This window comes from Aquitalea sp. USM4, from assembly GCF_004328945.1.
Classification (GTDB): Bacteria; Pseudomonadota; Gammaproteobacteria; order Burkholderiales; family Chromobacteriaceae; genus Aquitalea; species Aquitalea pelogenes.
The window spans coordinates 2,815,698-2,828,538 of sequence record NZ_CP029539.1 but is presented as its reverse complement, the minus strand read 5'-3'; the positions used below and the strand labels follow the sequence as shown (position 1 = coordinate 2,828,538).

Below are 12,841 nucleotides of genomic sequence, written 5' to 3'. Positions count from 1 at the left end.
CCCGGATGCCCGCACCATGCCCGACTCCTCCCCCCTCAGCTGGGACATTTTCTGTACCGTCATCGACAACTACGGCGACATCGGCGTCGCCTGGCGACTGGCACGCCGACTGTCGCACGACTTTGGCTACGTGGTGCGCCTGTGGGTGGACGACCTGGCCAGCTTCGGCCGCATTGCCCCGCTGCTGGAACCGGGCCTGGCCAGTCAGAAGCTGGATGGCATCTGCGTGTGCCAGTGGCGCGCGGATGACGCATTTGTCGACTACCAACCGGCACAGGTGGTGATAGAAGCATTTGGCTGCCGACTGCCCGACGCCGTGGAACACGCCATGGCACGGGCTGACGTCAAACCGGTCTGGATCAATCTGGAATACCTGTCGGCCGAAGACTGGGTGGAAGGCTGCCATGGCATGGCCTCGCCCCACCCGCGTCTGCCGCTGACCAAGCATTTCTTCTTTCCGGGTTTTACCGATCGCACCGGCGGCCTGCTGTGCGAGGACGGTCTGATCGAAACCCGCCAGCAGTGGCAACAGGACAGTCTGGCACAGCGCGCCTTCTGGCAGATGTTCGATATCCCGGAAAAACAGCCGGAAGAATGGCGCGTCAGCCTGTTTGCCTACGAAAACCCGGCGGCCCGCGAATTGCTGGACTACTGGACGCACAGCACGCTGCCGGTGCACTGCATGGTGCCGGAAGGCAAGGTGCTGGCTGACGTGGAAGCCGTGATGGGCCAGCCGCTAAAGGCAGGCCAGCATGTCAGCCAAGGTTCACTCACCGTGCATGTGCTGCCGATGACCGATCAGGACTGTTACGACCTGAGCTTGTGGTCTTGTGATGTCAACTTCGTGCGCGGAGAAGACAGCTTCGTGCGGGCGCAATGGGCCGGACGGCCTTTCATCTGGCACATCTACCCGCAAGACGACGCTGCGCACATGGTGAAGCTTGATGCCTTTTTGTCACACTATTGCGCCACGCTGGATGCAGAGACCGCCACGGCCCTGCGTGCCGTCAGCCACGCCTGGAACCACGGCCAGGGCATGGTGGCCGCCTGGCAACAACTGGAAAAACAGCTGCCGCAATGGCACCGGCACAGCCGCCACTGGCCCGACAAACTGCTGCAACACGGTGACTTGGGGATGCGGCTGGTGCAATTCATACAAAACCGGCTAAAATAGCCCGTTTTTCGGAAACCGTTTTCCGAGTTCAATCAAGAGTTTGGGACTTTACACGTAATGAAAACCGCACAAGAACTCCGCGCTGGCAACGTATTCATGGTAGGCAACGACCCGATGGTCGTGCAAAAAGCCGAATTCAGCAAATCCGGCCGTAACGCTTCCGTCGTGAAGATGAAGATGAAGAACCTGCTGACCGGCGCCGGCTCTGAAGCCGTTTACCGCGCTGACGACAAGTTCGACGTCGTGGTTCTGGACCGCAAGGATTGCACCTACTCCTACTTTGCTGACCCGATGTATGTATTCATGGACAGCGAATTCAACCAGTACGAAGTAGAAGCCGACAACCTGGGCGACACCATCAACTACATCGTTGACGGCATGGAAGATGTTTGCCAGGTAACCTTCTACGATGGCAAGGCCATCTCCGTGGAACTGCCGACCACCGTGATCCGCGAAGTGGAATACACCGAACCGGCCGTACGTGGCGACACTTCGGGCAAGGTTCTGAAGCCGGCCAAGCTGGTAGGCACCACCTTCGAAGTTCAGGTTCCGGCCTTCGTCAACACTGGCGAAAAGATCGAAATCGACACCCGCACCGGCGAATTCAAAAAGCGCGCCTGATCGCCTGTTTGAATGCTGTGCAAAAAGCGGCCAGATGGCCGCTTTTGTTTTGCCTGTCATTCCGGCAAATGCTGCGTTATCGTGCTGTTTTCAGGAGGGGACCATGAACCGACTCGAACAGCTTGCCCTGCAAGCCCGCTACAACCAGTGGATGAATGACAGGCTTTACCAGGCAGCCGCCCGTTTGCCGGTGGCCGCCTTGCAGCAGGATTGCGGCGCGTTTTTTGGTTCGCTGTTCGGCACGCTCAATCACATCGTGGTGGCCGATACCCTGTGGCTGCAACGCTTTGGCCAGCATCCGGCCGGTTTTGCCGCCTTGCAGCCGCTGCAGGCTATTGCTTCCCCCACCACCCTGAACGGGCTGCTGTTTGACCAGTTGCCAGCACTGGCGGCGCGACGACAGCTGCTGGACGAAGTCATCATCCGGCTATGCAGCGAGCTTGAGGACAGCGATCTTGATCAGCCGCTGGCTTATCACAACACCCGTGGCATCGCACAGCGCAAGAATTTTAATGCCCTGCTGCTGCACTTCTTCAACCACCAGACCCACCACCGTGGCCAGGCCACCACCTTGCTGTCCCAGTTGGGCGAGGACATCGGTGTCACCGACCTGATTGCCCTGATCGACGATATTCCCCAAGCCTGACAGCAAAACGGCCAGACAAAGTCTGGCCGTTGCACAGCGGAACAAGCGTCAGATCACCACGCCCGGCGGCGGCTGGTCGTGGGTCTGGCCGGCACTCTGGTGCGGCAGTTCCAGATAACTCTTGGACTGCATCTCGGTCAGCCGGCTGGCAGTACGGAAAAACTCGCTGGCCTGCACGCCGTCGGTGTAAATATCGTCGATTGGCACCGCAGCCGAGGCAATCAGCTTCACCCGGTTGTCGTAGAACACATCCACCAGCCAGGTAAAGCGGCGGGCAATGGAGGCATCCTTGGCCGCCAGCCTGGGAATACCGCTGATGAACACGGTGTGGAATTCGGTGGCAATTTCCAGATAGTCGGTCTGCGCACGCGGACCGTCGCAAATGGCCAGAAAGTCGAACCAGATAATGCCCGGTGCCAGTTTTTTCACCGGAATCTGCCGCCCCAGCACTTCGATTTCCTGCTTGGCAATCAATTCTTCACTACTCAAGCGGGTGAACATGCCTTCCATGCGCGCCTCGGCAGCCGCGTCGTCCGGCACCATGAACAAGGGCTCACGTGTCAGCTCGCGCAGGCGGTAATCATTGCCACCATCCACGTTCAGCACATCCAGCTCGCGCTTGATCAGTTCGATGGTTGGCAGGAAGTTCTGCCGTTGCAGGCCATTGGGATACAAGCCGTCCGGCGGATAGTTGGAGGTGGTGACCAGCACCACACCACGCTCGAACAAGGCACTGAGCAGGCGGCCCAGCATCATCGCATCGGCAATGTCACTGACATGAAATTCGTCAAAACACAGCAGACGGGTCTCACGGGCAATCTTGTCAGCATAGGCCAGCAAAGGGTCTTTGCTACCGGCCAGCTCGCGCAGCTCGCGATGCACCTCGGCCATGAAATTGTGAAAATGGATACGACGCTTGCGACGGTAAGGCACACAGGCATAGAAGGCATCCATCAGAAAGCTCTTGCCGCGCCCCACCCCACCCCAGAAATACAGGCCGCGCGGCACATCCGGGCTACGCAGGCTGCGGCCGAGAAAGCGGTTGCGCTTGTCTTTGAACTCCAACAGTTGATGCCACAATGCATCCAGCTGCTCGATAGCGGCAGCCTGGGCGGCATCGTGAATGAAACCGGGCTTCTCACTGGCTGCCTGATACCAGGCCTTGGGGCTGGTCAGCGCCGTTCCATCGGGAGAAAAGGTGTGCTGAGACATAGTGTGTGCTTGTGTTCTTGGCGTTATGGCGCAGGCAGCAGCCCACGCGGGATGACCATGCGGCGTGCCGGCCATCTGACAGTGAAGCCTGCATGATAACCCGATTCCACAGCAATTCGCTCATGCGCATGGCCAACGCCTGTCGGTGTCAGTTGCGCTAAAAATCCCATACCTTCTACCAGCTCTGTCATCTGGCAGACACTGCGCATCCACCCCATTCTTGCCAACGGTTCAGCTGCGAACCATGCCCTCATCCGCCCACCACCACTATGGGGACCTCAATGGAAATCGAACAGATTCGCCAGCAGGCGTTTGCCATGCCCATCAGCAGCCCGGCCTTCCCTCCTGGCCCTTATCGCTTTTACCAGCGGGAATTTTTCATCATCAGTTACCGCACCGACCCGGACAAGCTGCGCGCAGTGATTCCGTCCCCGCTGCAAATGGCCGAACCAGTGGTCAATTTCGAGTTCATCCGCATGCCGGATTCCACCGGTTTTGGTGACTACACCGAAAGCGGGCAGGTAATCCCGGTCCTGTACCAGGGCGAGCGCGGCAACTACACCCACGCCATGTATCTGAATGATCACCCACCTACGGCCGGTGGACGTGAGCTGTGGGGTTTTCCCAAGAAAATGGCCCATCCCCGCCTGAAAGTGCATACCGACACCCTGGTGGGTGAGCTTGATTACGGCCCGGTGCGTATCGCCACCGGCAGCATGGGTTACAAACACCGGGAACTGGACCGTGATGCCATTGCCGAAAGCCTGCGCACCACACCCAACTATTTGCTGAAAATCATCCCGCATGTTGACGGCACCGCGCGCATTTGCGAGCTGGTCAGCTTCCCCATGCTGGATGTGCAAGTGCACGGTGCCTGGACTGGCCCTGCCGCACTGTCACTCTTCCCCCATGCCCTGGCCCCGGTGCATGATTTGCCGGTACTGGAGATACTGGGTGCCAAGCATTACGTTGCCGACCTGACACTGGGTCTTGGTAAAGTCGAATTTGATTATCTGGCCTGAAACAGGAGAAGTCTCATGAAGCTGCAAGGAAAAGTTGCCCTGATTACCGGTGCCGCCAGCGGTATTGGCCGTGCCATCGCCGAAACCTTCGCCCGTGAAGGGGCTGCGGTTGCCATTGCCGACATCAATCTGGCAGCGGCACAGGCCACAGCAAAGGAAATTGAAGCCGCAGGCGGCAAGGCCATGGGCGTGGCAATGGATGTCACCAATGAAGAGGCCGTCAATGCAGGCACCCAGGCGGTAGTGGATGCCTTTGGCCAGCTGGACATTCTCATTTCCAACGCCGGCATCCAGATCATCAGCCCGCTGGTGGACTTCAGCTTTGCCGACTGGAAACGCCTGCAAGCCATTCATGTGGACGGCGCCTTCCTCACCACCAAGGCCGCCCTCTCCCACATGTACAAGGACAAGCGCGGCGGCACTGTCATTTACATGGGCTCGGTGCACTCGCACGAAGGCTCCAAACTCAAGTCGGCCTATGTCGCCGCCAAACATGCGCTGCTGGGCCTGAGCAAGGTGCTGGCCAAGGAAGGGGCGGAATACAATGTGCGCTCGCACGTCATCTGCCCCGGCTTTGTCCGTACCCCGCTGGTGGAAAAGCAGATTCCGGAACAAGCCAGGACCCTGGGCATCTCCGAAGAGGAAGTCATCAAGCACGTGATGCTGGGTGACACTGTCGATGGGGTGTTCACCACGGTGGACGATATCGCGCAAACCGCGCTGTACCTGGCGGCCTTCCCCAGCGCGGCACTGACCGGCCAGTCCTTTGTGGTGAGCCACGGCTGGTACATGCAGTAAGTCCGGCCCCAGCAGCAGCAAGCGCTGGGCCACATCGCCAGCCTGCACCATCCGGTGCAGGCTGGTCTTGCATTGCAGCACCACCGCCCCGGAACCGTACGCAAATCGACACAGGAGTCATGGCATGGGTGTTTCCCGCCAAGCACATCTTCCGCTTTATCGCAGTCACAGCCTGCCCCGAGGTCATCAATACCAGGTAGTGGCCTTGCTGCTGCAAGGGGGCGGCGCTCTTGGTTCTTATCAGCCCGGGGTTTACCAGGGCCTGGCAGAGGCCGACCTGCATCCCAACTGGGTTGCGGGCATCTCCATTGGCGCACTTAACGCCGCCATCATTGCCGGCAATCCGCCAGACAAACGGGTGGATCAGCTCCGGCGCTTCTGGGAAACCATCTGCCAGCCACCATTGCTGCCCTCCACGCCACTGAGTCATCTGGATACCAGCCAATGGCCAGACCCGATGCAACACATGCTGGCCGGCTGGGAAGCCTGGCGCTCGCTGCTGGAAGGTCAGAACGGGTTTTATCGTCCGCGCCTGCCCTGGCGTTTTCACCCAAATTGCAGTCCGGCAGAGGTCAGCTTTTACGACACCAGCCCGCTCAAGCAGACGCTGGAACAACTGGTGGATTTTGATCGGCTGAATGACAGCCGACAGATGCGGGTGTCTGTGGGCGCGGTCAATGTACGTTCCGGCAACTTTGTGTGTTTCGACAATACGCGGCACACGCTGCGCGCAGAACACTTCATGGCCTCGGGTGCGCTACCGCCAGGATTTCCCGCGGTGGAAATCGACGGCGAGTTCTACTGGGATGGCGGCGTGGTATCCAATACCCCGCTGGGGCAGCTGATTGATGCCGACGAGCACAGCAATATCCTGGCATTCCAGGTGGACCTGTGGAGCGCACGTGGCGATCTGCCCCACAACATGAAGGAGGTGGCCATGCGGCAGAAAGACATTCAGTACTCCAGTCGCACCCGGATGACGACCGATGTGCTGCGTCATGAACTGCACGTTCGCGAAATGCTGTCCGAGCTGATGAAGCTGGTTCCGGCCGAGCATCACGACAAGGAAATATTCCAGGCTGCGCGGCGTGCCGCCGGTAGCCAGCGGCTGAATATCATCCATCTGATCTATCAGGACAAGGTTTACGACGATCACTACAAGGACTACCAGTTTGGCATGCAAACCATGCGCCAGCACTGGCACAGCGGCTATCAGGACATCCGCAACAGCTTGCAGCGTCCTGGCTGGCTGGACATGCCGGATGCCGCCAACCCCTGCGTGACCCACGATATTCATCGCTAAACCACCAGGCAGAAAAAAAGCCGTTTCCCGATGGAAACGGCTTTTTTTGTGGAGATGTTCGCCTTACAGCGGAAACAGGCCGGTCGACAGGTAGCGGTCGCCCCGATCGCAGACGATGGAAACGATGACTGCATTCTCCAGTTGCTGGTTCAGCCGCAGCGCTACTGCCAGCGCCCCGCCAGAGGACGGGCCGGCCAGAATGCCTTCTTCGCGAGCCAGTCGCCGCGCGGTGTCTTCTGCCTCTTGCTGCGACACATGAATCAGCTGATCGATACGGGTGAAATCGCAGATCCTCGGCAGGTATTCATCTTCCCATTTGCGGATGCCGGGAATCTGGCTGCCGGTTTCCGGCTGCACGCCGATAATCTGGATGGCCGGATTCTTTTCCTTGAGAAAGCGGCTGTTACCCATGATTGTACCGGTGGTGCCCATGCTGGAGACAAAGTGCGTGACCTGCCCCTGGGTATCGGCCCAGATTTCCGGACCGGTGCTCTCGTAATGTGCCAGCGGGTTATCCGGATTGGCAAACTGGTCGAGGATGACGCCCAGCCCGGCACGCTGCATGCGGTGCGCCTCGTCAATGGCACCGGGCATGGAGGCTTCCTTGGGAGTCAGGATGACTTCGGCACCATAGGCACGCATGGTTTGCACCCTCTCGGCACTGGAACCCTCCGGCATCAGCAGGATCATCTTGTAGCCCATCATCGCCGCAGCCATGGCAAGTGCAATACCGGTGTTGCCACTGGTCGGCTCGATCAGCGTGTCACCCGGTTTGATATCGCCGCGCGCCTCGGCCCGGCGGATCATCGACAGTGCAGGCCTGTCCTTGACCGATCCGGCCGGGTTGTTGCCTTCCAGCTTGAGCAACACGATATTGCTGCTGTCACCCGGCATGCGCTTGAGCCGTACCAGCGGAGTGTGACCGACGAAATCTTCCAGATACTTGTACACAGTGGGTCTCCTTGCGAGAGCGCCATTATACGGCCTGCAGCCACCTTCCAGTCGAACCGTTATTTCTAATCAAATAACCATTTCCAGCCTGCTCGCAGCGGGCATGAAAAAACCGCCAGCGCATGGCATGGCGGTTTTGGCAGGGTGAACAAGCCTTAGCGGCTGATCAGCCAGTCTACGTAACGATCAACGCCCTGCTCTACCGTCAGCATGGGCGCGCTGTAACCGGCATCGCGCAGCTTGCCGATATCGGCCTGGGTAAAGCTCTGGTATTTGCCCTTCAGTGCTTCCGGGAAGTCGATGTACTCGATGATGCCCTGGGCTACCAGTTCGTCCAGGCTCAGTGCCGGCTTGCCTTCGTGGCGACGGCAGGCATTGACGGTGGACACCGCAACGTCATTGAACGGTTGGGCGCGACCGGAACCCAGGTTGAAGATACCGCTCTTGCCCGGATTGTCCAGGAAATACAGGTTGACCTTGACCACATCTTCCACCGAAACAAAGTCCCGGCTTTGCATGCCATTGCCCCAGCCGTCATTGCTGCCAAACAGCTTGACCTTGCCGTGTTCACGGTACTGGTTGAAGTTGTGGAAGGCTACCGAGGCCATGCGTCCCTTGTGCTGCTCTTGCGGGCCGTAGACATTGAAATAGCGGAATCCCACCGCCTGGGCCGACAGGCCTTCTTTCATGCGCTGGCGCAGCACCTGGTCGAACAGGAACTTGGAATAGCCGTAGACATTGAGCGGGCCTTCGTACTGGCGTTCTTCCTTGAAGATGGTGCCCTTGCCGTAGGTGGCCGCACTGGAGGCAAACAGGAACTGGATTTCCTCGTGCTGACAGTAATCGAACAGGGCCAGCGTGTACTGATAGTTGTTGTCCATCATGTACTTGCCGTCGTGATTCATGGTGTCGGAACAGGCCCCCTGATGCAGGATGGCGCTGATCTCGCCCTCGTACTCGCCTTCCAGCAGCAGATTCAGGAAATCATGCTTGTCCAGGTAATGGGAGATTTCGCAGTCCACCAGATTACGGAACTTGTCACCCGACGTGAGATTGTCTACCGCAATGATGTCGGTAATGCCACGCGCATTGAGCGCCTTGACGATATTGGAACCAATAAAGCCGGCTGCGCCGGTCACCACGATAGTCATGATTCATCCTTTTTCTGTTTGCAGCCAGCAGGGATCACTCCTGTCATCCGGCTGCATGATGCGGTGTCGTGCCAATCAGCTGGCAAACAGCTCCTGCTGGGTACAAACGGCGGTACCCAGCTTGCCCACCACGATGCCGGCAGCGGCATTGGCCAGGCTCATGGCGGTCGGCAGGGGCAGACCGGCGGCCATGGCCAGGCCCAGGGTGCCGATGACCGTATCGCCGGCACCGGAGACATCGAATACTTCGCGGGCGAAGGTAGGCTGGTGCAAGGCGCCATCGGCGCGGAACAAAGTCATGCCTTCTTCGCTGCGGGTCACCAGCAGTGCATCCAGCTGCAGCTGGCTGCGTAGTGCCTGCGCCTTGGCAATCAGCTGCTCTTCGTTCTGCCAGCTGCCTGCCACTTCCTTGAACTCGCTGCGATTGGGGGTCAGCAAGGTAGCACCGGCATACTTGGCATAGTCATCGCCCTTGGGGTCGATCAGCACCGGTTTGCCGGCAGCACGTGCCAGTTCGATCATGCGCGCCACATGAGTGAGGCCACCCTTGCCGTAATCGGACAGGATGACCACGTCGTGGCTGGCCAGTACCGATTGGTATTGCTCCAGCTTGTCAGCCAGGATTTCATGGCTGGGTGCATCTTCAAAATCCAGCCGGATCAACTGCTGCTGGCGCGCCACCACCCGTAGCTTGATGGTGGTGGAGATGGCCGCATCCCGCTTGAACAAGGTGGTGATGCCATCGTCCTTCATCAGCCGTTCCAGTGCCGTGGCCGCCTCGTCATCGCCCACCACGGACAAAATGGAAGCCTTGCCGCCCAGACTGGCGATATTACGCGCCACATTGGCAGCGCCACCGGCACGCTCTTCCATGCGGCCGATACGCGCCACCGGCACCGGCGCTTCCGGTGAAATGCGTGACACATCGCCAAACCAGTAACGGTCCAGCATCACGTCCCCCACCACCAATACGCGGGCACCAGCAAGGTCAGCAGCCAGCTTGCTGCGGTCCAGTCCAAGTTGTTGCAACAGATTCATGCTCTTCAGCGTCCTATCGCCTGATAGTCGAAGCCCGGCTCGCGCAGCCAGGCGGGGTCATACATATTGCAGCCAGCCAGAATCACCGGCGCTTGCGGCGGATTACCGATTTCAGCCGGCCAGACAGTGTTGACCAGGCCAAGGTAGCCGGAACCAACAACGGTCATTTTCATGACAGCGTAGCCCGGTAAGTAGCGATATCGGCATTGATCTTGCGCAGTACTTCCAGCGGCGCATCCGCGCGGGTGATCGGGCGGCCGATCACCAGATAATCAGCCCCGGCCTGCAAGGCGGCTACTGGCGTCATCACCCGGCGCTGGTCATCAGCGGCGCTGTCGGCCAGACGGATGCCCGGGGTGATCAGCTTGAAGTCCTGCCCCAGTGCCGACTTGAGCATGGGCGCTTCCTGTGCCGAGCACACCACACCATCCAGACCACAATCACGGGTCAGCGTAGCCAGACGCAATACGTGCTCCTGCGGCGAAGCGGTGATGCCGATATCTACCAGATCGGCTGCTTCCATGCTGGTCAGCACCGTCACGGCAATCAGCAGGGGACGCTGGCTGTAATGGGCCAGCCCTTCACGGGCAGCTTCCATCATGCGGCGACCGCCGGAGGCATGCACATTCACCATCCAGACACCGGCATCCGCCGCCACCTTGCAAGCGTGCGCCACGGTATTGGGGATGTCGTGGAATTTCAAATCAAGAAATACCTGGAAACCACGGGCAGCCAGGCTTTCCACCAGATTGCGGCCCGAAGCGGTAAACAGCTCCTTGCCCACTTTGAGCCTGCATTGCTGCGGGTCCAGACGGGCTGCAAATTCAAGGGCCGACGGCGCATCGGCAAAATCCAGCGCCACTACCACAGGAGATGCCGGTTCCAGATCCATACCGGCGGCAATTAGCGGATTCATTCTTTCTCCTGAATATTTTCTCAATGGGTTTCCGAGCGGTTGGGCGTGAAGCTTTCCCACTCGCCGCAGGCGGGGCAATGCCAGAAGAAGGCCCGCGAGCGGAAATTGCAACATTTGCAGCGGTGTACGGTCAGCCGCGCTGCATGCTTCTGAATCAGGGCACGCGCCACTTCAGCGTCCATACGCCCTTCTGGTGACAGCTCGTCCATCTGTGCTTCGATCAAGCGATAGACACCCATCAGGCTGGGGCGGGCATGCACGGCCTGGCGTGCCACTTCCAGCGCGCGCTCTTCACCTTCGTAGGCCGACAGTTTCTGGTACAGCAAGTCGGTCATTTCCAGTTGCGGGAAGGTTTTCTGGTAACCCTGCAACAGCGCTATGCCTTCCTGCGGCTTGTCCAGCTTTTCATAAGCGTCAAACAGACGCTCTGCCGCCATCGACAAGTATTCCGCATTCTGTTTTTCAATATGTTGCCATGCCGCAATCGCAGCCTCGATTTTGCCTTCGGCAAACTCGATATCGCCCAGAATCAGGCTGGCACGCACACATTTGCGATTGACCTGCATGGCCTCGGCCACCAGTTCACGGGCGGCAAGGTAATTGGAGCGGTACAACTCGCCCTGTGCCAACTCGCAATAAAACTGCGCCACTTCATGCTGGAAGGAATGCGCATCGCTGCGTAGCTCCCTGGCGGTTTCAATCGCCTTGTACCAGTCTCTGTCCTGCTGGTAGATATCCAGCAGTTGACGGCGCGCCGCCAGGGTCATATTGCCGTTCAACAGTTTCAGCAAGATTTCTTCGGCCCGGTCCACGAGGCCGGCCTTGCGAAAATCCTGCGCCAGTTCGTTACGCACGATGTCGCGCTGTTCGGCGGGCAAATCAGACGACTCCAGCATGCGCTGGTGCAAGCGGATGGCACGGTCGTTTTCACCACGCTTGCGGTACAGCTTGCCCAGGGTCAGCTGTAATTCCGGGGCAGAGCCCTGCTGCCGGGACACCTCGGCCAAAGACTGTGCTGCAATATCGGTCTTGTCATCCACCAGGGCATCCAGGCCACGGAAAAAGCCGGTAGGGACCGACTTTGCCTGTTTCAATACGGTGCGCATATCCACCCGTGCTGCCAGCCAGCCCAGCCCGAAAAATGCCGGGAGCAGCAACAGCCACCACAGATCCAGTTCCAAAGAAAGCTTCCTTCAACAGGGGTAAGATTCTGCGCCGCGTGCCATGCGCACCGCGGCGTCAGTAGAGGCAGGCCTAATCAATCAGCCAGCGCATCGCTGGGATCAACCGCAACCTTGCTGGAGGGGGGGCGACTGCGCAGCTCTTTCTTGAGCAGGGAAAGCTCTTTGCGCATGCGCAGATAATAGGAAAATGTGGCCAGCAAACCAACGGCAGCACCGGCAATAAAGAACACCAGCAGGAACACGATAAGCGGTGCCGACCAGGATTGGCCGAAAAACAGCTTGAATTCGACCATGTGGCTGTTCTGTACGGTGACGGCAATCAGAAAAACCAGCAGGGCCAATTCGATGATACGCACGATGTAGCGCATGCTTTTTACTCGGAAGGGGTGACCGGAGTGCAAGTTTAAACGATAGTGTGCTGCAACCCAAGCAAGAGGATGGTCAAACAAAGAAAAAGCGCCGCATAAGCGGCGCTTTGTTTCGGCTTGCGAGACCAGCGGTCATGGCGTTCAGGCCTGAGTCTGCTCCAGAAGGGACAGATCTACCCGTTCGCGCAATTCCTTGCCGGCCTTGAAATGCGGCACATATTTCTCAGGAACCGAGACACTGCTACCTGATTTCGGGTTCCGCCCTACGCGGGGCGGACGGTAGTTCAGGTCGAAGCTACCAAAGCCACGGATTTCAATACGGCTACCCTGTGCCAGGTTGCTGGCCATCGCATCCAGAATGGTCTTGACGGCCAGCTCAGCATCTTTGTAGACCAACTGAGAATTGCGCTCGGCAAGACGTTCTGCCAGCCGTGCGATCAGCTCAGACTTGGTCATG

At 58.9% G+C, this 12,841-nt stretch carries 15 protein-coding genes; 6 read left to right on the top strand and 9 right to left on the bottom strand.

The features are described 5' to 3' along the window. The first annotated feature begins 16 nt into the window (after positions 1 to 16). The 3 genes from earP to DKK66_RS13080 all read left to right on the top strand — a co-directional run bounded on the left by earP (position 17) and on the right by DKK66_RS13080 (position 2,441). Positions 17 to 1,174, top strand: a complete 1,158-nt coding sequence (gene earP / locus DKK66_RS13090) for an elongation factor P maturation arginine rhamnosyltransferase EarP (RefSeq protein ID WP_131358769.1) — start codon at positions 17 to 19, stop codon at positions 1,172 to 1,174. Positions 1,175 to 1,231: 57 nt separating this feature from the next. Continuing rightward, on the top strand, positions 1,232 to 1,795 hold the full coding sequence (gene efp, locus DKK66_RS13085; protein WP_045846211.1) for an elongation factor P: 564 nt from the start codon (positions 1,232 to 1,234) through the stop codon (positions 1,793 to 1,795). 103 nt (positions 1,796 to 1,898) lie between these two features. Next, positions 1,899 to 2,441: a DinB family protein gene (locus tag DKK66_RS13080; RefSeq protein WP_131358766.1), complete on the top strand. Its 543-nt coding sequence runs from the start codon at positions 1,899 to 1,901 to the stop codon at positions 2,439 to 2,441. Between the two features lie 48 nt (positions 2,442 to 2,489). On the opposite strand, the gene zapE is transcribed toward DKK66_RS13080, so the two are convergent. Next, positions 2,490 to 3,653 (bottom strand): cell division protein ZapE, encoded by a 1,164-nt coding sequence (gene zapE, locus DKK66_RS13075; protein ID WP_131358763.1) that lies wholly within the window; start codon positions 3,651 to 3,653, stop codon positions 2,490 to 2,492. Positions 3,654 to 3,934: 281 nt separating this feature from the next. On the opposite strand from zapE, the gene DKK66_RS13070 reads away from it, so the two are divergent. From DKK66_RS13070 to DKK66_RS13060, 3 genes are all read left to right on the top strand, one after another. After that, the gene (locus DKK66_RS13070) at positions 3,935 to 4,675 is read left to right on the top strand and encodes an acetoacetate decarboxylase (RefSeq protein ID WP_131358760.1); all 741 of its coding nucleotides are present in this window, start codon (positions 3,935 to 3,937) and stop codon (positions 4,673 to 4,675) included. A gap of 15 nt (positions 4,676 to 4,690) precedes the next feature. Then, a complete protein-coding gene (locus DKK66_RS13065) occupies positions 4,691 to 5,473 on the top strand; it encodes a 3-hydroxybutyrate dehydrogenase (RefSeq protein WP_045846207.1) in 783 nt (260 codons plus the stop codon). Positions 5,474 to 5,597: 124 nt separating this feature from the next. Then, entirely contained in the window at positions 5,598 to 6,776 is a 1,179-nt protein-coding gene (locus tag DKK66_RS13060) for a patatin-like phospholipase family protein (protein ID WP_131358758.1), read from the top strand. Positions 6,777 to 6,839: 63 nt separating this feature from the next. Here the strand turns inward: DKK66_RS13060 and cysM are convergent, their stop codons facing one another. From cysM to DKK66_RS13025, 8 genes are all read right to left on the bottom strand, one after another. Continuing rightward, positions 6,840 to 7,727, bottom strand: a complete 888-nt coding sequence (gene cysM, locus DKK66_RS13055; RefSeq protein WP_131358755.1) for a cysteine synthase CysM — start codon at positions 7,725 to 7,727, stop codon at positions 6,840 to 6,842. A 155-nt stretch (positions 7,728 to 7,882) separates the two neighbouring features. Further along, complete coding sequence (rfaD, locus tag DKK66_RS13050; protein ID WP_045846205.1) at positions 7,883 to 8,878, bottom strand: ADP-glyceromanno-heptose 6-epimerase; 996 nt, start codon at positions 8,876 to 8,878, stop codon at positions 7,883 to 7,885. A gap of 75 nt (positions 8,879 to 8,953) precedes the next feature. Further along, positions 8,954 to 9,916 (bottom strand): D-glycero-beta-D-manno-heptose-7-phosphate kinase, encoded by a 963-nt coding sequence (gene rfaE1 / locus DKK66_RS13045; protein WP_131358752.1) that lies wholly within the window; start codon positions 9,914 to 9,916, stop codon positions 8,954 to 8,956. Between the two features lie 5 nt (positions 9,917 to 9,921). After that, on the bottom strand, positions 9,922 to 10,089 hold the full coding sequence (locus DKK66_RS20180) for a hypothetical protein (RefSeq protein WP_165494076.1): 168 nt from the start codon (positions 10,087 to 10,089) through the stop codon (positions 9,922 to 9,924). Beyond that, a complete protein-coding gene (pyrF, locus tag DKK66_RS13040) occupies positions 10,086 to 10,832 on the bottom strand; it encodes an orotidine-5'-phosphate decarboxylase (RefSeq protein WP_131358749.1) in 747 nt (248 codons plus the stop codon). The genes DKK66_RS20180 and pyrF overlap by 4 nt, the downstream gene beginning before the upstream one ends. Before the next feature lie 20 nt (positions 10,833 to 10,852). Beyond that, positions 10,853 to 12,013: a lipopolysaccharide assembly protein LapB gene (lapB, locus tag DKK66_RS13035; protein WP_062789443.1), complete on the bottom strand. Its 1,161-nt coding sequence runs from the start codon at positions 12,011 to 12,013 to the stop codon at positions 10,853 to 10,855. Positions 12,014 to 12,090: 77 nt separating this feature from the next. Further along, positions 12,091 to 12,384 (bottom strand): lipopolysaccharide assembly LapA domain-containing protein, encoded by a 294-nt coding sequence (locus tag DKK66_RS13030; RefSeq protein ID WP_062789441.1) that lies wholly within the window; start codon positions 12,382 to 12,384, stop codon positions 12,091 to 12,093. Between the two features lie 141 nt (positions 12,385 to 12,525). Further along, complete coding sequence (locus tag DKK66_RS13025; protein ID WP_045846200.1) at positions 12,526 to 12,840, bottom strand: integration host factor subunit beta; 315 nt, start codon at positions 12,838 to 12,840, stop codon at positions 12,526 to 12,528. Between the last annotated feature and the right edge of the window lies 1 nt (position 12,841).

Coding starts and splice junctions, on each gene's coding strand:
- earP (WP_131358769.1), top strand. CDS start 17: ATGCCCGACTCCTCCCCCCTCAGCTGGGACATTTTCTGTACCGTCATC.
- efp (WP_045846211.1), top strand. CDS start 1,232: ATGAAAACCGCACAAGAACTCCGCGCTGGCAACGTATTCATGGTAGGC.
- DKK66_RS13080 (WP_131358766.1), top strand. CDS start 1,899: ATGAACCGACTCGAACAGCTTGCCCTGCAAGCCCGCTACAACCAGTGG.
- zapE (WP_131358763.1), bottom strand. CDS start 3,653: ATGTCTCAGCACACCTTTTCTCCCGATGGAACGGCGCTGACCAGCCCC.
- DKK66_RS13070 (WP_131358760.1), top strand. CDS start 3,935: ATGGAAATCGAACAGATTCGCCAGCAGGCGTTTGCCATGCCCATCAGC.
- DKK66_RS13065 (WP_045846207.1), top strand. CDS start 4,691: ATGAAGCTGCAAGGAAAAGTTGCCCTGATTACCGGTGCCGCCAGCGGT.
- DKK66_RS13060 (WP_131358758.1), top strand. CDS start 5,598: ATGGGTGTTTCCCGCCAAGCACATCTTCCGCTTTATCGCAGTCACAGC.
- rfaD (WP_045846205.1), bottom strand. CDS start 8,878: ATGACTATCGTGGTGACCGGCGCAGCCGGCTTTATTGGTTCCAATATC.
- rfaE1 (WP_131358752.1), bottom strand. CDS start 9,916: ATGAATCTGTTGCAACAACTTGGACTGGACCGCAGCAAGCTGGCTGCT.
- DKK66_RS20180 (WP_165494076.1), bottom strand. CDS start 10,089: ATGAAAATGACCGTTGTTGGTTCCGGCTACCTTGGCCTGGTCAACACT.
- pyrF (WP_131358749.1), bottom strand. CDS start 10,832: ATGAATCCGCTAATTGCCGCCGGTATGGATCTGGAACCGGCATCTCCT.
- DKK66_RS13030 (WP_062789441.1), bottom strand. CDS start 12,384: ATGCGCTACATCGTGCGTATCATCGAATTGGCCCTGCTGGTTTTTCTG.
- DKK66_RS13025 (WP_045846200.1), bottom strand. CDS start 12,840: ATGACCAAGTCTGAGCTGATCGCACGGCTGGCAGAACGTCTTGCCGAG.